The sequence below is a fragment of the Psychrobacter communis genome (assembly GCF_014836505.1).
Lineage (GTDB): Bacteria > Pseudomonadota > Gammaproteobacteria > Pseudomonadales > Moraxellaceae > Psychrobacter > Psychrobacter faecalis.
On sequence record NZ_JACSQR010000005.1, the window covers coordinates 26506 to 48923 of the forward strand.

Below are 22418 nucleotides of genomic sequence, written 5' to 3' on the forward strand. Positions count from 1 at the left end.
AGAATATCAGAGCTTTATAGACAACTTTAGCCGAGCAGCTGAAGGTATAAATATATTTTTAAAAAACTTGCATCCAACCCATAGGACATATCATTCCTGAAAAAGTCTTTATTTCAGAATTTATAGAGGGCTGTAATTTTTTACACTGAACAGTATTATTGAATGAATTGCCCTGATTCATTGAGTAACTCATGCTGTTTTGATTGGTAACTGCTCTTTCAGCTGCTGTTGCAGCTCGGTGAGCTGCTATTGCAGCCTGCTCATTTGCTTGCATAGACTTAACTTTTAAAGCAAATTCAGCATCTTGGGAGTATCCAGGAGCGTCAGGTCTTTGTAGTGTATATGTGCTTGCACCTGATGGATATATTGGAGCTTTAGTTGGATAAGCAGCACGAACTCCACTGCTCCACACAGCATGGCATGGATTTAGATCTAGAGTATTAGAAGCTCCCTCGACGAACTTAACATTATTAAAATAAGCGACGTAAGGAGTATATCCTTTATTCTGACCTTCACATATTAATGATGCTCCTTGCGGGTGAGAATCAAATCCAACAGCATATCTAGAGGGTGTTGATGCACATCCTGCTAGGATTAATCCGATAAGTGGGACTATTATCTTCTTCATAATCATTACGCAACCTAATTAACTATTAACTTTCTTAATATAATATTACATGTGTCTACTTTTTGGAAGATTTCAGAAAGATTACTCTCCGTTTTACATAACAGAGGTTCAGAGGTTACGTTAATAGATTTTGCTTCAAGAAAATTTAAGCTGTTTTTCACAAAAAGGCCATCCCACTTAGGACGGCCTTTTTCTTATTCAAAAAATCAAAAACAATTTACGACGCTCTTTCAAGCATCGGCTTTAAGAACTCGCCAGTATACGAGCCTTTCACTTCTGCCACTTCTTCAGGCGTGCCTTCAGCGATAATCATGCCACCACCTTTACCACCTTCAGGGCCAAGGTCAATCACCCAATCCGCCGTTTTAATGACGTCAAGATTGTGCTCGATGACCACGATCGTATTGCCTTTATCGCGTAGGGTGTGGAGGATATTGAGCAGCTTATCGATATCATGGAAGTGCAGACCAGTGGTTGGCTCATCCAAGATATATAGCGTCTGTCCGGTATCACGTTTGGCAAGCTCACGCGCCAGTTTGACCCGTTGCGCTTCACCGCCTGATAGCGTTGGCGCAGACTGTCCAAGACGAATATAGCTCAGACCTACGTCCATCAGCGCTTGCAGGCGACGATGAATCGCTGGAATCGCTGAGAAGAATTCAGTCGCATCTTCAACTGTCATATCGAGCACATCGGCGATGTTTTTACCTTTATAGTGAATCTCTAGCGTCTCGCGGTTATAGCGTTTACCATGGCAGGTATCGCAGGGCACATACATATCAGGTAAAAAGTGCATCTCAACTTTGATAAGGCCATCGCCTTGACACATCTCACAGCGTCCGCCTTTGACGTTAAAGCTAAAGCGACCGGCTTTATAACCACGAGCGCGCGCCTCTTGCGTTTGCGCAAACATCTCACGAACCGGCGTAAAGACACCGGTATAAGTCGCAGGGTTTGAGCGCGGCGTTCGGCCAATCGGGCTTTGGTCGATATCGACCATTTTATCCAAATGCTCAAGACCGCTAATGCTGTCATGCTTATCAGCGATAAGCGTTGAAGCATTATTTAATTGAGTGGCAGCGATAGGCATTAAGGTGCGGTTAATCAAGGTCGATTTACCAGAACCAGAAACCCCTGTAATACAAGTCATAATGCCAATCGGTAAGCTCAAATCCACATTTTTTAAGTTGTTGCCTATTGCGCCTTTAAGCTCAATCGACATCGGTACTTGCTTTGGTTTGGCTTTACCTTTGGCTTCAACTTCGATGGTTTTGGCTTTATGACGAATACTTGGAATCTCGATTCGTTTCTCACCAGACATATACTGCCCTGTGAGCGAGCCTTTGGTTGCCATAATGTCATCGACCGACCCTTGGGCGATGATATGACCACCGTGAACGCCCGCGCCGACACCGATATCAATCACGTGATCCGCTTGGCGAATGGCATCTTCATCGTGCTCGACGACCAGCACGGTATTGCCCAAATCGCGTAAGCGCGTTAAGGTTTTTAATAAACGATCATTGTCGCGTTGATGCAAACCGATCGATGGCTCATCGAGCACATACATGACACCCATCAGACCAGCACCAATCTGGCTAGCAAGACGAATACGCTGTGCTTCACCGCCCGATAACGTTTCAGCAGAGCGGGCAAGGGTAAGATAATCAAGCCCGACACTGACAAGGAAGTTAAGACGTTCATTAATCTCTTTAAAGATTTTTTCGGCGACTTCACCTTTATGACCGCCAATCTTGAGCGTTTTATAATAGTCAGCAGCATCACCGATAGACAGCTTAACAATTTGGGCTATGGTTTGATCGTCAACGCGGACGTTGCGTGAGATTTCATTGAGACGTGCGCCATCACAGACGTTACACGTGGTATCAGCGAGATATTTCGCCAACTCGTCACGTACTAAGTTGCTTTGGGTTTTGGCATAACGACGCTCTAAATACGGCAATACGCCTTCAAACGGCACAGTTTTATTGGTTTTACGCCCGCGCTCATCAGTAAAATTAAAGGTCAGTTTCTCTTTACCCGAGCCATGCATGATGATATCTTGCTGAGCTTTTGGCAGCTCTTGCCATGGCGTATCCATGTCGATTTTAAAATGATGACAAACGGTCGATAGCAAACCAAAGTAATAGGCGTGCCGCTTATCCCAGCCATTAATCGCCCCTTGATTGAGCGATTTTTCATGATGGGTAATTAGCTTATCGCTTGAGAAATACTGACGTTTACCGAGACCGTCACAACTTGGGCAAGCACCGTACGGATTATTAAAGCTAAACATCCGCGGCTCAAGCTCCGAGACTGCACGATCACAAACAGGGCAAGAATGCTTGGCTGACATGACTTGGTTTTCGTCACCGCCTTCTTTTGGATTGCCATCCATAAAGTGTAGCGTGACCAGACCTTGACCCAAGCGTAGGGCAGTCTCGAGACTTTCAGCGACGCGGTTGCCCAAGTCATCACGGACTTTAAAGCGGTCAACGACGACTTCAATCGTATGCTTTTTCTTCTTATCGAGCGTTGGCAGCTCATCGGTATCATAAACATCACCGTCGACGCGCACACGCACAAAACCTTGACCAATTAATTGCTCAAGCAAAACCGTATGCTCACCTTTACGCTCACGAATCACCGGTGCCAGTATCATTAGCTTGGTGTCAGCAGGCAACGCCATGACTTGATCGACCATCTCAGTGACCGATTGCGCCACCATTGGCTCACCATGCTCAGGGCAGTAGGGCGTTCCGATTCGTGCATAAAGCAGACGCAAATAGTCATAAATCTCGGTAATCGTCCCAACGGTCGAGCGCGGGTTATGGTTGGTCGATTTTTGCTCAATCGCAATCGCTGGCGACAAGCCCTCGATACTATCGACCTCAGGCTTTTCCATCTGTGAGAGGAATTGACGCGCATACGCCGACAAGCTCTCAACATAACGACGTTGCCCTTCGGCATAAAGCGTATCAAACGCCAGTGACGATTTACCAGAGCCTGATAAGCCAGTGATTACCACGAATTTATCGCGTGGAATGTCTAAATCGATATTTTTTAGGTTGTGCGTACGTGCGCCGCGTATTGCAATATGGTCATGTGCCATCGTTGATAGGTTTCCTATTTGCTAATGGTATATAAAATCTAAGCGTCAAATATAGTTAATGAATGGGCTGTTAAAAGCATATTTGGTTGTTAAGTTGCTATGGCTTTATAAAAATCTGTCGTTATCACGAAATTTTCTTAATAAAACAACAGTTATAAAATAGATTTTCATACGCTGATTTTTTCATAAAGCGTCAGTGATGTAGGTTTATATAAGCGTAACGTTCAAACCTAACTTAAGTCTTAACCTTGAAATCATTAAAACAATCTAAATGAAATGTTTGTTAACTAACATAAGTGCTTTGTTATAGATTGAATTAAGCTTTGTTTTTCAGTTTTTTCAGCATAGTTTTCGAGAAAATGTCGGTTTTGAATATTGTTAGTTGTAAGCACGGCTTTTTTAAGTATTACTTGTTTATATCATGCCACTTTAGATTTTATTATTTTAAATATCGTATTTCTTAAAAGCTTGGCTGCTTTAAAAGCCATTATACTTGCTATAAATCTGTATCATTAAAATCAGTCTAAAAGCTGCCGTACAGTCAAGGCAAGTATCTTGTCAACGTCTTACTTTATTGTCATGGCAGCGGCATTATTCAAGGTGTAATGCGCCATTAAATGCACTTGGTAACAAAATTATCGCCTCTATAAAAAGCGCAAGTAGAAGCCAACCGTGCGGCTGCAGCAGTAAGATAAAAGTTTCGGCAAGCAAACGGCGAATGACTTATACTAGTGGGCTTGATTTGTAGGCTAACGCCTTGATAAAGGCGTGATAATACCAGCAAGCCGCAGTGATAAACCAGCAATGATGAACCAGTGAGGCAAGTATGAATAGCGTAGAAAAACGGGCAATTATTGGGGTCGGTGGTATCTTCGCTTTGCGGATGATTGGCCTGTTTATGATTGTGCCCGTGTTTTCGGTGTATGGTGATAATTATGCGCACGCAACGCCGTTTCTGATTGGTTTGGCGGTCGGTATTTATGGGCTCGGGCAAGCGATTTTTCAGATACCGATGAGCCTTGCCGCGGATAAGTTTCCGCGTAAGCCGATTATCTTTTTGGGTCTGATATTATTTGCTATTGGCGGTATCATCGCTGCCAATGCCACTGATATCTACGAAGTCATTATCGGGCGGGCGCTGGCAGGCAGTGGCGCGGTATCGGCGGTATTGATGGCACTACTTGCTGATGTGACGCGTGAAGAGATGCGCACCAAAGCGATGGCGACCATGGGTTTGACCATTGCTACCTCCATTATGCTGGCCTTTGCCTTCGGGCCTTTATTGGTCGGATCGCTAGGTATCTCAGGACTGTTTTGGCTCACGGCAGGTTTTGCTGTTTTAGCAATGTTGCTATTATTGTTCGTGCCGACACCGCTACGGGTGCTTAAGCACAATCTCGATAACAAGTCGATTGGTCAGCAATTGGCAGATGTGCTAAAGATTGGCGATTTAAACCGTTTGCATATCGGTATTTTTGCTCTGCATTTAACCATGACGGCTATTTTCGTCATCTTACCGCATCAGCTCAGTGAAGTACTTGGTTTATCGGTACGTCAGCAGGGTTTGGTTTATTTACCGTTATTATTTATTGGTTTTGCCGTAGCGATACCCTTTATTATTATTGCTGAAAAGAAACGCAAAATGCGCCAAGTATTTTTGGCAGCGATTGCGTTAATGACCGCGGCTCTGGCATTATTAGCACTTGGTAGTCAGGTCGGGGTTGGTATTATTCTAGGCTTGTTGCTGTACTTTATGGGCTTTAATTTACTCGAAGCGACCATTCCCTCATGGATATCGAAGCGTGCGCCCGTTGCAAATAAAGCAACGGCGATGGGGCTAAACTCATCGAGTCAGTTCTTTGGTGCTTTTGTTGGCGGGGCGATGGGCGGATTATTATTAACCCAGCCGAATTTACTGGCGTGGGGCGTATTGGCTGTCATTATGGGCGCGGCATTGCTGCTGATTATTCCGATTGCTGATCCACCGTATTTATCAAGCACCACGGTGACCATTCCCAAAGATATCAATATCCAAGATTGGTCACGGCAAATGCTGGCGGTAGATGGCGTTGATGAGTTGGTCGTGATGGCAAAAGAGCAGGTCGCTTATTTAAAATTGGATAAAACGCAATTAACAGATTCTGCACGACAAGAGCTGTCGCATTTAGCGCAAAGCCCCCTAGATATTTAACAGAAAAATGGTTAAAGTGAAGTCATATTACTGCTAGTATTCATACTCTATATTAAATACTCGATTAAAGCTGGCAAACAAATTATTTATAAGTAAAAGGACGATATTATGCGCGGAGTTAATAAAGTTATCATCATCGGTAACCTTGGAGCAGACCCTGAGGCTCGCCAATTCAGTAATGGCGGTAGCGTGACCAACATTTCGGTTGCCACCTCAGAGCAGTGGACTGACAAGCAAAGCGGTGAAAAAAGAGAAGCGACAGAATGGCATCGCATTTCATTGTTCAACCGTCTAGGCGAAATCGCAGCGCAATATTTGCGTAAAGGCAGTAAGGTTTATATCGAAGGTAGCTTGCGTACGCGTAAATACCAAGATCCTAACGGCCAAGACCGTTATATTACCGAGATTCGTGCTGAGCAAATGCAAATGCTCGATGGTGCGAGCGGTGGTAGTAATGATGGTGGCAGCTTTGGTGGCGCTCAAGGCTCGAACCAATATCAGAACCAAGGCGGCTATGGCAATCAGGGCGGCGGTTTTGCTGGTCAGAACCAAAACCAAGGTGGCCAAAATAACTTTGGCCAACAGGGAAATAACCAACAAGGCGGTTATAACCAAGGCGGCGCTCAGGGTAGCAACCAAAATAGCTTTAATAATCAAAATGCGCCTGCACAGCAGAACCAATTTAATAAACCTGCTCAATCGCCTGCACAGTCAAAACCGACGGCAATGTCTGACGGTCCGGTAGATGATGATATTCCATTCTAACTTATACAATAACAATATGTTGTATTTATAATTCTGTAGCTCATTGATAATAATATCATTGAGCTATTTTTATATGATAAATTCTATTTAATATAAAAGTTTATTTTCTTGGAAATAATTATTTGCTTACTGGTATTTATTATTAAATATCAATCAATACTTGTGGCGGTTTATATTCTTGTTTATATTACTGCTACTTACGATTTTTATTACGCATAAGTTTTTAGTAAAAATCCAACTCGGTTATAACCTTAATATAAAAGTGGAGTTTACGATGAACAAAAATAACGTCATAGATTTAAATAGTTTAAACGTTGATGAGCTACGCGCGATTACTGAAAATGCGCAGCAATTGATTGAAGAAAAACAGCATCAGCGTTTATATGACGCCTATATGCAGTTTGAAAAAATCGCTGAAGAAAGCGATGCCAGCATCGAAGAGATTCTGCAAGCGGGCGAGAAGCTTGAGAAAAAACGCAGCATTAAATATCGCAATACCGATAATAATGAAGAAACTTGGACTGGTCGCGGACGCAAACCAACTTGGTTGGTAGATGCACTAGCGACAGGTCGCAAGCTTGAGGATTTTGCGATTTAATCATTTAAAAGCTCTTGGTTTAGATCTTATTCTATTTTACTTTAACGTGTCATTAAGCGTGATGGTTTTATAAATAAGCTGCTAGATAAAAGTCAGTCTCTTTATCGCCACTATTTTGGTGCAAAGATACTGGCTTTTTTTCTGTCATCTGTATGCCATTGTTTGCTATGATAATGACGTTTTTGTCTTATATAAGAGTTAGCTAACCGTGCCTCACGTTTCCACGTCGTCTCACAAGCGTCCCCGCAAGCTCTGGTGGCTACTTGGCTTTATATTCTTCGCGCTATTTGCCGTGTTGCAAATGCCAGCAGCCTGGCTGCTTGAAAAATATGCCCCTGATACGCCGTATGTACAACATGTGTCTGGCAACTTATGGCAAGGCTCAGCGATTTGGCAATTGCCCGTGTCAACAGCGCCGCTTACCGGTGCTGCTGAGTGGTCGTGGCAGCCGTGGCATCTACTATTAGGCAAATTAGGCGCAGAAGTCGATATCAGCTCAGAACAGACCCGCTTAAATGGTCAGGTGAAAGTAGGTAGCAGCTCATGGCAAATTCAAAACATGAGCGGTAAAATTGCCCCTGAAACTTTAGCCAGTGTGGTCGATTGGCAGTTGCCTAATACCCCGATTCAGGTCAATAACGTTTCATTAAAACGTCAATCTGCAAAAAATTCTGAAGCAGGCAATTCAGATAGAAACGCCGCCGGTTTTAGGGAAGCAAGTGGTCAGCTTACGTGGGTAGGCGGCGAAGTCGGTTATCCTAGCGGTGGTAAGGTTTTTTATCTCACCATGCCTGCACTGCGAGCTGAGCTCAGTGCCGAGCAAAAGAACAATAAAAATCTACTGCATGTCAATCTTATCAACAATCAAGATAAGCGCTTGGGCGATTTGTATATCGATGGCGACAATATGCTAGATGTGAGTTTAACCCAGCGCCTATTAGAAAATATGCCAGAATATAAAGGGCAAGCTCCGCAAGATACGCCTGTGGTCAGTGTGCGCCAGCCATTGCTTAGTGGCTTAGGGGCGCGCTAGATGATGAATGTTGCCGATGTATCTAGCCGTTTAAAACCTGTTATTAATACCCTCAATCGCTTTGCAGCAGCACTATTGCTATTAGCGATTGTTTGGCTATGCTGGAGCGCTGCGCGTTTACTCTGGTTGCTGCTAGCTGCGCCATTAGCGCCTACCTTACCAGTTGCTCCTTTACAGAGTACAGCGAACACCAGTACAGATCATAGTGGTTTATTTGCCATTTTTGCGGACCCTGATCCTATCGCTGCACCCGTACAGCCGCCGCCCAATGTTTTGTTAAAAGGTGTACTTATCGCCATACCAGAGAGTTTGTCTTCGGCGATGCTGGACGTCAATGGCGAAGTGAAAAATTACCGTATCGGTGATACTTTAAAAGACAGTGACTATACGCTGGTCGCCGTCGATTGGAATGAAGTCATTATAGCCGATGCTCACGATAAAGAAGTCGTCATCAGAATGCCAGAAGCCATGCCGCTTGATCAAAGTGCCATGCTGGCGGGTGCGGTAAGTAATCAGCGTTTGCCCGATAATAGTATGTTGCCAAACCTGTCTAATGCGCCAATGTCCGAGCAAGGCAATCCTGAAACTGAGCAAAATGGCCAAGAAAATGGTCAGGCAACCGATCAAAGCGCGCCGCAGTCGCCAATTGATGAAGCCGTTACCGAATTACAGTCAAACCCAGCCAGTTATTTAAGTCGGATGGGAGTGATGGCATCTGGAGAGAGCTATCAGGTCACCGCCGCCATGCCAGCCAAACTGCGTAACCGTTTAGGGCTAGAGCCGGGCGATAAGGTACTGACCGTCAATGGTCAAAGCGTTGGCAGCAATCCCGGCCAAGATGCCAGTATACTGCAGCAAGTCAAACAATCTGGCGAAGCACAAATAGAAGTACAGCGCGGCGATCAAGTTATCACCATTCGCCAGCAGTTTTAGTTAAAAATTTCATCAGTTAATATATTTGGTTCATATTATATTCAGCAAAAGATTTGTTGAGTAAGCACGAAAATCAGTATATCCGCGTCATCACTGTAGGTAATTATCAATATGGTCAGTTCTCAAAATTTTTCGGTCACGCCTTTGTACCATATCTTGCAGCGTTTGATGCGTTTGTGTCGGCCGCTATGTTTAGCCGTTCCTTTATGGGCAGCGAGTACAGGTCTTGTCAATGCAGAAAGCTGGAAGGTTAATCTGCAAGATGCTGATATCAAAGCTTTTATTAATGAAGTGGCGACCATTACCAATCAAAACTTTGTCCTTGATCCGCGTATCAACGGTAACGTCACGGTCATCTCTAATAAAGCGCTGTCGCGTGACGAGATTTTTCAGCTGTTTTTAAGTGTCATGCAGGTCAATGGTATTGCCGCTATCGATTCGGGTACGACCATTAAGCTGGTACCAGATAACGTCGCCAAACAATCTGGCGTGGCGGTGGACTTACGCGGGGACAGTGTCGGTGAAGCCTTAGCGACACGGGTGATTTATTTGACCAATACCCAAGCGGCAGAAGTGCTTGGTGTCATTCGTCCCTTGATGCCGCAGTCGGCGCACGCAGCAGCGGTACCGGGCGTTAATGCGCTAGTATTGTCTGACCGTGCTGATAGTCTTAATCAGCTCACGTCACTTATCCGCGATTTAGACAGCAACGTCAATGATAGTTTGCAAGTCATACCGCTGCGTCATGTCGACGCTGAGCGTATGATGGAGTTGATTAGCGCCTTGGTGGCAAGCGCAGGTAGCGGGCAAGCACAAGGTGGCAGTAATCAGCTAAAAGTCATCGCTGACACCTCTAGTGATAGGCTGCTCGTCAAAGGCAGTCCGGAGATGATTGCCAAAGTTCAAGAAATGGTCAATCAATTAGACACTACGCCTTCGAGACGTTTAAGTGGTCTGCGCGTCTTTCGCTTAAAATATGCCAGTGCCGGTCACATTGCAGAGATGCTGCGCGGCTTGCTTGCCAGTCAGTCTATTAATAGCGCTGGTGCGGCTTCAACCTTAGAGTCAGCTTCGCTAAACGGCGCCAGTAGTACAGGCTCAGCCCTTAACAATAATACTAATGCGCTTACCAACAGTGCTACGAATACCAGTACTGGCGCTACGGGAGCAGCGTTATCTACGGCAAGTTCAGGTGGCACAGGTAATGGTATCGGCGGGCGACCTTTTAGCATTATCGCGGATGAAACGCAAAATGCTGTTATCGTCAATGCCGCGCCCGAGCTGATGTTTGAGATTGAGGATGCCGTCGCTCAGCTCGATAGCCGCCGTGCCCAGGTTTTGATTCAAGCGGCGATTGTTGAGGTTTCAGGCGATGACGCTACCCAACTTGGCGTACAATGGGCGCTGGGTAATGCCAATAGTGGCTATGGCGTGGTCAACTTTAATAACGTCGGCGCGAGTGCCGTCTCGCTTGCCGCCGCCGCGTTATCAGGTGGCGCAAATATTAGTGCAGCAGCAGGTTCTATTGCTGGGGCGTTAATTGGCATCGGTGATAGTAAAAAAGACAGCCAAGGTAATACTCAGTTTTATGGTGCAATCTTACAAGCGCTTGATTCGTCGACCAGCGCCAATCTGCTGTCGATGCCATCAATTCTAACCTTGGATAATGAAAAGGCCAGTATTTTGGTCGGTCAAAACGTGCCTTTTGTCACCGGCTCTTATACCACAGGCAGTGACTCATCAACCAATCCATTCCAGACCATTGATCGCCAAGATATTGGTATTAATCTAAATGTTATACCTCATATCGGCGACAATGGCACCGTACGTCTAGAGGTTTCGCAAGAGGTTTCGTCGGTAGTACCTGGCAGTGCCGCCAATGCCAGTGGCCTGATTACCAATAAAAGCTTGATTAATACCACCATCCTAGCCGACGATCAGCAAACCATTGCCTTGGGTGGTTTAATGCGCGATAACACCACTACCCGCCAACAAAAAGTTCCCGGTTTGGGCAGTGTACCCGTCATCGGACGGCTGTTCCGTTCTGATAATGACAGCACGCAAAAGAGTAACTTAATCATATTTTTGCAGCCGACCATCTTACGTGACGGCGGCGCTGTCGCTAGTGTGACTGAGCGCAAATACAATCAGATGCGCGTCCTACAGTTGGTTATCGACAAAAACGGCACTATTAAACAGCTGCCACTTAGCGGTACAGAAGGCTGGAATGGCAATGTCAGCGCAGACTATGAATTGATGCCACTCAATCCACTGGTACCTAAGCGTGACCAAACGCCAAAAACCACTTCACAAGGGTTTACCAAAGTAGATACGCCAAGTAGTAGTGGCATCACCACGTATCCTTTAAAACGCTAAATTCTAATATAGAGCGCTTGCGAATGGATAACGCAGGCGCTAACTTCTTGATTAGAATACAGCCCATCTCATCAGTAAATGTACGGCATGATAGCGCTGCCGTACATTAGCTTGCGTATTCATAACACAGATAAACACAGTACATTTTAGAGGAGCGTATAATTAGAGTGAATCTAATAACATATTGCTTTTATAAGCAATTTTTTAAGATAATTATTTAAATAACTGTCCTTTAAGTAGACTGGGTTAAGTTAGTGATTTTTAAGTTAATAGTAAAAGTAGCTAGAACCTATAGGCGCCACTAATGAGCAATCTTGATAATGAAAAGAAAAAGAAATGGTTAGCCTTAAGTGCGGTTACCATGGCTTTATTACTGATTCCGCGGCGTAGTAGTAAAAAGGCCGATAGCCAATTATCAAATCATAATAACGATGATAAAGTGCCTGACGAAAAAGCAGCTAATAAAGTCTCTAATTTAAAATAAACGTCTATATTTAAGAAAAATAATGAAAACCATTAAATTTGGAGGCTATTGATGACTGCGATTTACGCCTCATTTAACGCTAATGAGAAATTGCCTACAATTTTTCCTCTCATTGATACCCATACCCATTTTGACGCTCCCGTGTTTGATGTCGACAGAGAGGAGCAAATACAAAAAGCGTATCAGCGAGGCGTGCGCCATTTGGTATTGGTAGGGTATTTACAACGGCATTTTGACCGTTTATACGCAACTAAAGAATTTATTAATAAACAGGTGCACGCTATTGCAGGACAGACATTTGAGCAAAAAGAAATCTCTCTGCATGCGCATATTGCCCTAGGCTTGCATCCTTTTTATATCGATAATCATACGGATGAGCATTTAGAAAACATGGCGCAGATGTTAAATGACAAACGTCCTTTGGCCATCGGTGAAATCGGCTTTGATACCTTTACGGATGAGATGAAACAGCCTGATATGGTCGCCAAGCAAGCGCGTTTTTTTAAAGCCCAATTGGATATGGCGGTGAGCCAGCAGTTACCTGTGATGCTACATATCCGTAAAGCGCATGCTGAAGCATTGGCGTTGTTAAAGGCGCATGACTATGATGCTCATGAGCTTGGCGGCGTTGCCCATAGTTTTAGTGGCGGTGAACAAGAAGCAAAAGCCTTTGTAAAACTGGGCTTTAAACTTGGGGTGACCGGTCAGGTGACCAATCCAAATGCCAAAAAGCTGCGCCGTGCGATTCAAGCAGCGGTCGATACTTATGGTATTGAATGTTTGGTCATCGAGACAGATTGCCCAGATATGACGCCGATAATGTGTCAAGTTTCGAGCGGTAGTCAGTCAGCACTTGGCCAAAGCCCAGATGATGAATGGGGCGATGCACCCGCTCATGATAGAAATGTCCCAGCCAACTTACCTTATGTATTAGGCAGTTTAAGTGAATTACTTGCTGTGCCAACCGAGACGCTTGCCGAGCAATTTTGGCACAACAGTTGCAATGCTTTACGTACCGATTGGCGTTATCCAGTTCAAGAGTAGTCCAAGATACTTATTAATAATAAACAACCTTTTAATCGAGCTTTAATTTGTTATGACCGAAGAGACACAATTGCAGCAAACTATAAAGCAAACAGATACTTTAGTTAATAAAGAGGTCACTGCGCGCAGCGAGCAACAACTTGCTGCTGACAGCGTCGATGTGATTGATGAATCGTCCGAGCAGTATGAACGCCGTTTTAAAGGCACGCAAACATTGTATGGTGCCTCTGCTGTCGATACCTTTGCCGCAGCGCATGTTTACGTCATTGGCGTTGGCGGGGTGGGTTCTTGGGCGGCAGAAGCGCTGGCTCGCACCGCCGTTGGTACGATTACATTGATTGATTTGGACATATTGGTGGCGTCAAATGTCAATCGTCAGCTACCCGCGTTAGACAGTACCTTTGGTCAAAGTAAGATTGCGGCAATGGCAACACGTATCCGTGAGATTAATCCGAAAGTTGAAATAAATCTGATAGATGATTTTTTAACACCTGAAAATGTCGCAGCATTATTGCCCACGCGCGAGCAAGCAAAAATGGCTATGCAAAAAAATCCAATTGTTATTTTAGATTGTGTTGATGATATGAATGCTAAGCTTGCTATTGCCCTGCATTGCCGTTTTAACAAACTAAAATTGGTGTGTGCAGGCGGAGCAGGTGGTAAAATAGACCCGAGTCAAATTCGTGTAAGCGATTTACGCGATAGTTATCAAGATCCGTTGTTGGCAAAGCTACGCAATAAACTGCGCCATGAAAAAGGGATTAATAGTACGCTTAAAGAGAGATTTGGCATCAAATGTGTCTATTCGACAGAGCCACCGCGTGTTGATAAAAGCTGTCAAACAGGCGGTTTACACTGCGGTGGCTATGGTTCGGCGGTCGTCGTCACCTCAGTGGTCGCGATGCTGATGGTTAGTGAAGCATTACAATTATTGCTCAAACAGGCGGCGGTCAAGCCAAGCGTCTGACCTGAATTAACGGAGTCCATTTTGTCTACATCTAACTCGTCAGAAATCGGTTATCGTTATCCTGTCGCTGCGAAAGACGCTGAGCGTATTAGTAAACTCAAAAAATATCAGGTACTCAACAATAATGAAGAACCTGCTTTTGCGCGTTTAACCGAGCTTGCGAAATTGTTTTTTAATATGCCAGTCGTAGCCATTACCTTTATGGATGAGGAAACCCAGTATTTAAAATCGCTGCATGGGCTCGATGGTATTTGTACAACGTCACGCAAAGTCGCTATTTGTAATTATACTGTCCTGTCGGATGAGGTTTTGGTACTGCCAGATTTGACAGAGGACAGTCGCTTTAGTCAAAACCCGTTGGTGACAGAAGCGCCATATTTGCGTTTTTATGCTGGCGCGCCGATTATTATGCAAGAAGATGGCAAGACCTATAGTTTGGGTTCTTTATGTTTGATGGATATGCAAGCGCACTACGATTTTACCGATAATGACGCAGATATATTGGCGCAGTTTGCTGCGATGGCTGCCGATGCTTTGAAACTTCAAGACCAGCAGCGCCATGCCAAGCATGCTAATGAGATGAAGTCAGAGTTTCTGGCCAACATGAGCCACGAAATACGTACGCCGATGAATGGCATCATTGGTATGGTTGAGATGCTCGCTGAGACTAAGCTGAGCGCTGAACAACAAGAGTACGTCGATAATATTAAAGTCTCAAACGAGCACTTATTGGCGATTATTAACGGTATTTTAGATTTATCAAAGGTTGAGTCGGGCAAAATGACCATCGATTCAATACCGATGAATATATCGAGCCTTTGTAACGAAGTGGTGAGTTTATTTGCGGTCAAAGCCCGTCAGCGAGGTTTGACGTTAGATTATCATTATACCGAGGCATTATCGCCTTATATCAAGGGTGATCCGGTACGCATCAAACAAATCATGGTAAATTTGGTCAATAACGCCATTAAATTTACCCGTGAAGGCGGACGGGTGACCATTGACGTTAAACACATGGAAAACAACCCTTGTGAGGATAAATACGGTAATCATAAGTCTATATGCAGTCATGAGCTACAAGTAGAGCAAGCTTCTCATTATAATACTGATGATAGTGGTTCGGTTAATCATCAAGACATGACGCTTTGTATTGAGGTTACAGATACCGGTGTCGGTATCAAGCCAGAATCTTTAGAGGCGATATTTGATGCTTATGATCAAGCCAATAAATCGACTCATCGCCTTTATGGTGGAACAGGTCTAGGTCTGTCAGTTTGTAAATCTTTGGTAGAGCTGATGGGCGGCTATATCGAAGTAGATAGTGCCGTCGGTATTGGTACGACTTTCACCGTATTATTGCCGCTACCTCCTATCGATGAAGCGCATTACGAGAGCTGGCAAGACTCAAACGACTTTGGTATGACAGAACCAAGTCATGAGCTTATTGGTCATATATTGCTGGTCGAAGATGATAGCGTCAATGCCATGATTGCTAAAAAAGCACTGAACAATAGCGGTCATACGGTCACTCACGTCACGGATGGACAACAAGCCATAGAGGTTTTTTCGTTAAATCCTGAGCAGTATGATGTCATTTTGATGGATCATCACATGCCGATTATGGATGGTGTACAAGCGACGATTAAACTGCATGAGCTTTATGACCCGCAAGCATTGCCGCCTATCATCGCCTTGACCGCCAATGCGATGGATGGTGAGCGTAAAAAATATCTTGATGTCGGTATGCAGGATTATTGCACCAAACCCTTTAAACAAGAGCAGCTTAATGCTTTGGTGCAATACTGGCTGATGTATAAGCAATCGATGGAAGAATAATTTCCTCATCTAAAAAGCATTTGACATTAAAAAAGCTTAACCCCTAATAGCGGTTAAGCTTTTTTTAAACGAGATAAAGACGCTTAGTTAACGCGCGTTTGGTAATCGCCGGTACGGGTGTCAACACGAACCACTTCACCTTGCTGGACAAATAACGGCACACGTACCACAGCACCTGTCTCTAGGGTTGCAGGTTTGCCGCCACCACCTGACGTATCTCCGCGCACACCTGGATCGGTTTCAGTAATTTGCAGTTCAACAAAGTTAGGCGGCGTGACCGATAATGGCACACCATTGAATAGGGTGATGGTGCAAAGCGCGTTACTGTTTTCTTTTAGCCATTTTAGTGCATCACCAATCGCGGTTTTGTCGGCTTGTAATTGCTCAAAACTCTCAGGGTGCATAAAGTGCCAAAATTCACCATCGTTATAAAGATAGTTCATTTCTGTATCGATGACATCCGCCGCTTCCAAGCTATCGCCTGATTTAAACGTCTGCTCGAGCACGCGACCACTGCGTAAGTTGCGCATTTTGACACGGTTAAAGGCTTGCCCCTTACCCGGTTTGACAAACTCATTTTCAAGAATGGCATACGGATTGCCATCGAGCATGACTTTGAGACCAGCTTTAAATTCGTTAGTAGAAAAACTTGCCACGGAAGACTCCTAAGGGTTGTAAGTATTGTCATCAATAATTGGATGTGGGGTTTGCGCCTTGCTGTGCTAAAGCTGCCTATGATGCACAAGGTTGTAGAATAATTCGTACGCTTTGATAGCGGACGTACTAAGAGCGTATAATAGCGGCTTTTGGGCACAGGTATAAGGTTGTCATGATAAACCATTTAATCACACAAAAAAACTGGCAAACGCAATTATCGGAAGCGATAACCTCTATTGATGAGTTGCTTGAGCTGTTAAAGCTTGAATCATTGCGCTCAGAGGTTTATATACCTGAACATTTTGTGCTGCGTGTACCGCGCGGTTTTGTAGCAAAAATGACGGTCGGTGACGTTGATGACCCTCTGCTTAAACAAGTATTGCCCAATAAAAAAGAACAAATCGCTGTGACCGGTTATGTGGCAGACCCTTTAAGCGAAAATACGCACAATCCAGTAAAGGGTTTATTGCATAAATACCAATCAAGAGTCTTATTAACCATTACCGGTGCTTGTGCCGTCCATTGTCGTTACTGCTTTCGCCAGCATTTTGACTATAGCGCCAATATGCCAACCGCCGATGCCAAAGAGCATATTATCAATTATATTAGCGCCCATCCTGAGATTAACGAGGTGATTTTAAGCGGCGGTGACCCGTTAAATGTCACCAACAGACGCTTATTTTCTTGGCTCGATACCTTAGAAGCGATTCCGCAACTGACCACCATCAGGCTGCATACTCGTTTGCCATTGGTCATTCCAGCGCGTTTAGATGAGGCGCTATTGGATAGACTGTCGCAAAGTCGCTGCCAAATAGTGATGGTGATTCATTGTAATCATGCCAATGAGATTGATGCGCTGACCGCTGAGTATTTGCAGCGTACGCGCGCGGCGGGCGTCACTTTATTAAACCAAGCGGTACTGTTAAAGGGTATCAATGATAGCGTGACGGTGCAAACCGCATTGAGTCAGCGCTTGTTTGCCGCTGGCGTTCTGCCTTATTATCTGCATGTCTTGGACAAAGTAGACGGTGCTGCCCATTTTGATAGTGACGAGCGCGCAGCTATTCAGCTGTACTGGGCGTTACTCGCCGCTTTGCCTGGTTATTTAGTGCCAAAGTTGGTGCGCGAACTGCCTAATAAACCCTTTAAAGTACCGATTGATATTTACAATGAATCTTAAAATAGGCAATATAATACATCTAAATTTTAGTAAACAAATAACGGTTAAGTGATTATTACAGTTGTTTTTAGTGATAAGTTTAAAAATTTTCATACATAGGCACTGTTAAAGCAATTTGAGTCAAACTCATAGAGCGGTCACTGAGCAGTCAATTTGAAGTCTATGCCTAAATAGTTTGTGCATAAATAGTTTGTGCCCGAGTGGTTTGTGCTTAAGTGTCGTCGTCTATAAAAGTAAACTCTAGAGATAGCGGTCGACTTCTATTGGTAATCTACGCAATTACTAAGGATAGTAATGGTAAATTTATCGACATTTCAGCAGTATTTAACAGCGGATGCGCCCTTATCGCAACCATTGCCTAAATCGTTTAATAGCGATGAGCAGCATTTACGCAAATGGGCGGCGCTGTTGCCTCTGCAGGCAGAGATGCAGCAAATAGAGCAGTTAGAACAAGTGCTCACAGAGCTGCGTACGGCAAATATAGAGGATCGCCAGCGCCTAACGCTATTTAATATTGTATTGGATGCGGCCAATCAGCTGATTGCGCTGCTGCGCCAGCATTATATCTATGAAACGCAGGCTTTTAACGCTTATCAGCTGGACTATGTAGCACATGTGAAATCGCTGTACTATTTAATGATTATGGGTTACGACGGTGTTATAAAGCGAGAGACTGCTTTTTTAGCAGATAATCAACCATCACCATCTACCCATCTGTGGCAGCGCTATTTTACCAATGACAAATCTTCGTCAATTACCTTGGCCATTGCGACCTATCAGACGCTGTTGATGTATCAAAAGTTGCTGTTTGAAGAAGCGCTTTGCTACCAAAAGCCTACAGCGTCTTTATGGTCTAACATCAATCAGCTCTACTATATGGCTTGCCAACAGCGGACAGTTGATATTGATGTCAGTGCTTATATCACCACCCACTGTGCGGATACTATCCATCAGCTATATGCTCAGTTATGTTTGCATAGCTTGTTAAACGTGCGTGCCATGCGCCGAGCCAATATCTTGATGGTACAGCGTTTGCTCTTAGAGTGGAGTGAACACCTTATTATAACGGTAGAGCTGCAGACGGAGACAAAGGTGTTCGTCAATTTAAATAGTGACAGCGCACCGACGTATTTGACCGCCCATTGTGCGATTAATCCTTATGATGCCCATCATGATTGTGTATTTATCGAGTTAGCACCGCTGGTCGCTTATTTGAAATCGCGTAAGGACAAACTTATCAAGGATGGTCGAGAAGGCGCTGAATATTGCTTGCTTAACACGGTTGCCATGACATTAAGCTATCGCTATATCCAGCCTCGCTTGACACTACCCATCAAGCAAAGTGCCAAACAAGAGGCTCACGTCATCACAGGATTCAATGACATTCATTACCGCGTCAGTAACCAGCAAAGCTTATCAAGTTTGATTGTCGCCAAAGCGTTACCAGATTATCAGCAACCCCGCTACGATACCTTGCCAAAAAAACATGCCACCGATAAAGGGTTAGCGGTAGAGACATTTGACGGTAGATTTAATGGTGGCGCTGTCAATAACGACGATTTGTCCGTTTTTCGTACCTTGCGACTATTGCCCAAACCAAAAGAGCCAGTAGCAACGGCTGAGCATATGGCGTGCAAAAACGTTCATTCATTTTTTGGCCCTGAGGCATCAATAAAAAGCAGAGAGACAAATGATACCCTCGAAAAAGACTATGACCCTAAAGCGATAAAAGATATAGCAAGGATTGCTAATAATGACCTGCTAGATTCTATTGAACCGCCATCACTGCGTATTATGAGTCTGTTCTTATTATGTCGCCCTCATCAATAGATGAGCTAATGACAAATGAGATAGAGGGAAACAGCCATGTGAGTCGCTTTAGCGATACCGCTTTTACTATCTTGGTAGAAAATCAAAATACCGCTGCGCTTGAGAAATTGGCTAAGAAAATTGGCTCGACCATTAGTGATATGCTAATTGAAGTGGATAAACGGACGACAAGTACGACGGCAAGTATTGCGATCGTAAAAATAGAAAAAAATACGCCTGAGCCAAAAGTGTTGCTCGAACGGGCTCTGGATGCTATCAATCAAATTATGATTGAAACCTCCAATCATGGTGATAAATACCATTTATATGACGCTAGCGAACATGCCAATAGTGATGATCATGCCCTTGCTGAGTCTTTAGTCGATGCTATTGCTAATAATCGCTTTGAGTTGTCTTTCCAGCCCATATATGATATCAATCATGATCGCAGTGATTTCTTTGAGGTGTATCTACGCCTGCCATTAGCCGATGCAAACAATACCGTACTGACCCCTGACCAGTTTATGGCGGTGGCTAAAGCGCACAAGCTCCTTGAAAAAATTGATCGCTGGATACTGATTAATGCCTGTAAAAAAATCAATGATGTGCGTAAATCCCATCCAGATGCAAGGTTACTGGTACAACTGACCAATGCGTCGTTGATAGATAAAAAACTACCGAGCGTTGCTAGTCAACTCATCAATGCAGTTGGCGGCAGAGCGGGCGCGCTAACCTTGCAGTTTAATGAAAAAGACATTGCTGACCATTTAACCGTGGCGAAATCTCAATTTACGGCGCTTAACTAAGTAAACTGTCAGCTGGGTATTAATAATTTTGGCTCGTCTGCTAAATCGGTTGAGCTGGCCAATTTTGTGCAGCCTGATATGGTGCGCTTAGCCCGAAATTATGTCGATAGCCTTGATAACCCAGAGAATTTAGAAACGGTTAAGTCGCTCATCATGCGTACCAATGAAATTAGCGTTGATGTCTTGATGCCATATATTGAAGATGCGGCGACCATGTCAGTCGCGTGGAGCGTAGGCGCACGCTACTTACAGGGTTATTATTTAGAAGCACCTAGTAATACCATAAAAGTGGCAAGCGAGAGCTAAATTTGGGTAAATAAACTTCATGTTACATTAGCCCTGTTTAACGGTTAGCAACGATATATACTTCTACGCAGCGTTATGTTTGTTTATCCTTTTTACCTTGTATTATGGTGAAGGTAGGCGCATACATAGCCTCTGCTCCTCAATTTAAGATTATTCCACCATGTCTATTATCAAAAAATACTCATTAGGCGCTGTATGTGCCGCTATGCTATTGTTCACCGCTTGTGAAAAAACACCGCCTGATTATCGAGATCCGGTCACGCTGCCGCTTTATACTGAGGGTGATGCCGATAACGGTGCGCTGATATACCAAGACGCATGCGGTCAGTGTCATCAGCTTAACCCTGGGCTCAATAAAAAAGGGCCGCAGCTGATGAATATTTATGGCGCAAAAGCCGCCGAGCTAGAGGATTATACCTATAGCGAAGGGCTTGCGGCATCAGGTTGGGTATGGGATGCTAAGACGCTTGATACTTATATCGCTGATGCTGAAAAAGCCATGCCCGATTCAAAAATGCTGTCAGATCCGATGCCAGATAGTAAGGAGCGTGCCGATGTGATTGCCTATTTATCAACGCTGCGGGCACCGGTACCAACAGTTGATGAAACAAAATAGCAGCAACGCTCGATTGAGAAATACCTAACAGAGAGGTGTTCTTTTTTAAACCTATTTCATTAAAAAATGAGCCAAGAATCGATAATGAGCCAAGCCACCAATGACTATCGCCATAATCAGCAAAAAATTGCTCAGCTAATGGCGCAATTAAATCAAATAGTGCTAGATAAACCCGAGGTGGTTAAACTGGCGCTCAGTGGTATTTTGGCAGGCGGGCACTTGTTGTTGCAAGATCTGCCAGGTATGGGTAAAACGACGTTGGCGCAAGGCTTGGCGCAATTGCTCGGGTTAAGCTTTAGCCGCGTGCAATTTACCAATGATATGCTGCCAGCAGATATCTTGGGTATGAGTATTTTTGATCAAAGTCAGCAGCAATTCGAGTTTCGTCCCGGCCCTATCTTTACGCAGCTGTTACTCGCCGACGAGATCAATCGCTCTAGCCCTAAGACACAAAGCGCGTTATTAGAAGCGATGGAGGAGCGGCAAGTGACACAAGATGGGCAAACCTATCTATTGCCGCAGCCATTTTTTGTCATAGCCACCCAAAACCCATTGCAGCAAGCGGGCGTCTATCCGCTGCCTGAATCGCAGCTAGATCGTTTTTTATTGTGTTTGTCGCTTGGTTATCCATCGCCTGCCGCTGAGCGCGAGCTGTTAAAGGGACAAAATCGTCGTGAGCTATTAAAAAAGCTGCCCGCAGTGCTTGATACGCAGGCTGTATTATTAGCGCAGCAAGGGGTCAAGCAAATATATGTCGCCGATGTGGTGTTGGATTATCTGCAAAGACTGGTCGCAAAAACGCGTGCAAGCTTTGATTATCATGGTTTATCACCGCGTGGTGTGCTATCACTACAGCGTGCGGCGCAAGCATATGCTTATGTATCGGGACATATGGAGGTGACGCCTGAAGATATTCAAGCGGTGTTTGCGGCGGTCACTGACCATCGACTTGGCCAGCGTTTCGTGCCTGCGCATGTGACGGGAGGACAAGCGACACAAACCATCGCCCAACGCATTTTGGCAGATGTGGCTGACGTTGTTTAATTGTTTGCATCTTTTATGGTAAGGATAGGGTAG

At 44.5% G+C, this 22418-nt stretch carries 17 protein-coding genes and 1 pseudogene; 15 read left to right on the forward strand and 3 right to left on the reverse strand.

Features of this window, described 5'->3' with window-relative positions:
• Nucleotides 1-58: 58 nt before the first annotated feature.
• Together H9653_RS03165 and uvrA are read right to left on the reverse strand one after the other, a co-directional pair.
• Complete coding sequence (locus tag H9653_RS03165) at nucleotides 59-634, reverse strand: hypothetical protein (protein ID WP_191690402.1); 576 nt, start codon at nucleotides 632-634, stop codon at nucleotides 59-61.
• Nucleotides 635-845: 211 nt separating this feature from the next.
• On the reverse strand, nucleotides 846-3740 hold the full coding sequence (gene uvrA, locus H9653_RS03170; RefSeq protein ID WP_191690403.1) for an excinuclease ABC subunit UvrA: 2895 nt from the start codon (nucleotides 3738-3740) through the stop codon (nucleotides 846-848).
• A gap of 826 nt (nucleotides 3741-4566) precedes the next feature.
• Here uvrA and H9653_RS03175 point away from each other — a divergent pair.
• The 10 genes from H9653_RS03175 (at nucleotide 4567) to H9653_RS03220 (ending at nucleotide 15967) form a co-directional block, all read left to right on the forward strand.
• Nucleotides 4567-5931, forward strand: a complete 1365-nt coding sequence (locus H9653_RS03175; protein WP_191690405.1) for an MFS transporter — start codon at nucleotides 4567-4569, stop codon at nucleotides 5929-5931.
• Nucleotides 5932-6039: 108 nt separating this feature from the next.
• The gene (gene ssb / locus H9653_RS03180; RefSeq protein WP_191690407.1) at nucleotides 6040-6696 is read left to right on the forward strand and encodes a single-stranded DNA-binding protein; all 657 of its coding nucleotides are present in this window, start codon (nucleotides 6040-6042) and stop codon (nucleotides 6694-6696) included.
• Between the two features lie 274 nt (nucleotides 6697-6970).
• Entirely contained in the window at nucleotides 6971-7294 is a 324-nt protein-coding gene (locus H9653_RS03185; protein WP_191690408.1) for an H-NS histone family protein, read from the forward strand.
• 301 nt (nucleotides 7295-7595) lie between these two features.
• A complete protein-coding gene (gene gspN / locus H9653_RS03190; RefSeq protein WP_225211576.1) occupies nucleotides 7596-8327 on the forward strand; it encodes a type II secretion system protein N in 732 nt (243 codons plus the stop codon).
• A complete protein-coding gene (locus H9653_RS03195) occupies nucleotides 8328-9260 on the forward strand; it encodes a type II secretion system protein N (protein ID WP_225211577.1) in 933 nt (310 codons plus the stop codon). It abuts the gene before it with no gap.
• A gap of 111 nt (nucleotides 9261-9371) precedes the next feature.
• Nucleotides 9372-11636, forward strand: coding sequence for a type II secretion system secretin GspD (gene gspD / locus H9653_RS03200; protein WP_191690411.1), 2265 nt, complete (start codon nucleotides 9372-9374; stop codon nucleotides 11634-11636).
• 304 nt (nucleotides 11637-11940) lie between these two features.
• The gene (locus H9653_RS03205) at nucleotides 11941-12120 is read left to right on the forward strand and encodes a hypothetical protein (RefSeq protein WP_068403893.1); all 180 of its coding nucleotides are present in this window, start codon (nucleotides 11941-11943) and stop codon (nucleotides 12118-12120) included.
• Nucleotides 12121-12171: 51 nt separating this feature from the next.
• Nucleotides 12172-13164: a TatD family hydrolase gene (locus H9653_RS03210; protein WP_191690413.1), complete on the forward strand. Its 993-nt coding sequence runs from the start codon at nucleotides 12172-12174 to the stop codon at nucleotides 13162-13164.
• Between the two features lie 160 nt (nucleotides 13165-13324).
• On the forward strand, nucleotides 13325-14131 hold the full coding sequence (locus H9653_RS03215; protein WP_369811268.1) for a tRNA threonylcarbamoyladenosine dehydratase: 807 nt from the start codon (nucleotides 13325-13327) through the stop codon (nucleotides 14129-14131).
• Nucleotides 14132-14152: 21 nt separating this feature from the next.
• Nucleotides 14153-15967, forward strand: coding sequence for a GAF domain-containing hybrid sensor histidine kinase/response regulator (locus H9653_RS03220; protein ID WP_225211578.1), 1815 nt, complete (start codon nucleotides 14153-14155; stop codon nucleotides 15965-15967).
• A gap of 83 nt (nucleotides 15968-16050) precedes the next feature.
• Here H9653_RS03220 and efp read toward each other — a convergent pair whose 3' ends face one another.
• Nucleotides 16051-16623 carry an elongation factor P gene (gene efp, locus H9653_RS03225; protein ID WP_068403887.1) on the reverse strand — a complete coding sequence of 191 codons (573 nt, stop codon included), beginning with the start codon at nucleotides 16621-16623 and terminating at the stop codon, nucleotides 16051-16053.
• A 173-nt stretch (nucleotides 16624-16796) separates the two neighbouring features.
• Between efp and epmB the strand changes: the two genes are divergently transcribed.
• From epmB to H9653_RS03250, 5 genes and pseudogenes are all read left to right on the forward strand, one after another.
• Nucleotides 16797-17804, forward strand: a complete 1008-nt coding sequence (epmB, locus tag H9653_RS03230; protein ID WP_068403886.1) for an EF-P beta-lysylation protein EpmB — start codon at nucleotides 16797-16799, stop codon at nucleotides 17802-17804.
• A 294-nt stretch (nucleotides 17805-18098) separates the two neighbouring features.
• The gene (locus H9653_RS03235) at nucleotides 18099-19634 is read left to right on the forward strand and encodes a hypothetical protein (protein WP_102077620.1); all 1536 of its coding nucleotides are present in this window, start codon (nucleotides 18099-18101) and stop codon (nucleotides 19632-19634) included.
• Between the two features lie 266 nt (nucleotides 19635-19900).
• Nucleotides 19901-20725, forward strand: a pseudogene (locus H9653_RS03240) (EAL domain-containing protein).
• Nucleotides 20726-20885: 160 nt separating this feature from the next.
• Nucleotides 20886-21341, forward strand: coding sequence for a c-type cytochrome (locus H9653_RS03245; protein WP_068403883.1), 456 nt, complete (start codon nucleotides 20886-20888; stop codon nucleotides 21339-21341).
• A gap of 84 nt (nucleotides 21342-21425) precedes the next feature.
• Complete coding sequence (locus tag H9653_RS03250; protein ID WP_225211579.1) at nucleotides 21426-22385, forward strand: AAA family ATPase; 960 nt, start codon at nucleotides 21426-21428, stop codon at nucleotides 22383-22385.
• Nucleotides 22386-22418: the final 33 nt, after the last annotated feature.

Coding starts and splice junctions, on each gene's coding strand:
- H9653_RS03165 (WP_191690402.1), bottom strand. CDS start 634: ATGATTATGAAGAAGATAATAGTCCCACTTATCGGATTAATCCTAGCA.
- uvrA (WP_191690403.1), bottom strand. CDS start 3,740: ATGGCACATGACCATATTGCAATACGCGGCGCACGTACGCACAACCTA.
- H9653_RS03175 (WP_191690405.1), top strand. CDS start 4,567: ATGAATAGCGTAGAAAAACGGGCAATTATTGGGGTCGGTGGTATCTTC.
- ssb (WP_191690407.1), top strand. CDS start 6,040: ATGCGCGGAGTTAATAAAGTTATCATCATCGGTAACCTTGGAGCAGAC.
- H9653_RS03185 (WP_191690408.1), top strand. CDS start 6,971: ATGAACAAAAATAACGTCATAGATTTAAATAGTTTAAACGTTGATGAG.
- gspN (WP_225211576.1), top strand. CDS start 7,596: ATGCCAGCAGCCTGGCTGCTTGAAAAATATGCCCCTGATACGCCGTAT.
- H9653_RS03195 (WP_225211577.1), top strand. CDS start 8,328: ATGATGAATGTTGCCGATGTATCTAGCCGTTTAAAACCTGTTATTAAT.
- gspD (WP_191690411.1), top strand. CDS start 9,372: ATGGTCAGTTCTCAAAATTTTTCGGTCACGCCTTTGTACCATATCTTG.
- H9653_RS03205 (WP_068403893.1), top strand. CDS start 11,941: ATGAGCAATCTTGATAATGAAAAGAAAAAGAAATGGTTAGCCTTAAGT.
- H9653_RS03210 (WP_191690413.1), top strand. CDS start 12,172: ATGACTGCGATTTACGCCTCATTTAACGCTAATGAGAAATTGCCTACA.
- epmB (WP_068403886.1), top strand. CDS start 16,797: ATGATAAACCATTTAATCACACAAAAAAACTGGCAAACGCAATTATCG.
- H9653_RS03235 (WP_102077620.1), top strand. CDS start 18,099: ATGGTAAATTTATCGACATTTCAGCAGTATTTAACAGCGGATGCGCCC.
- H9653_RS03245 (WP_068403883.1), top strand. CDS start 20,886: ATGTCTATTATCAAAAAATACTCATTAGGCGCTGTATGTGCCGCTATG.
- H9653_RS03250 (WP_225211579.1), top strand. CDS start 21,426: ATGAGCCAAGCCACCAATGACTATCGCCATAATCAGCAAAAAATTGCT.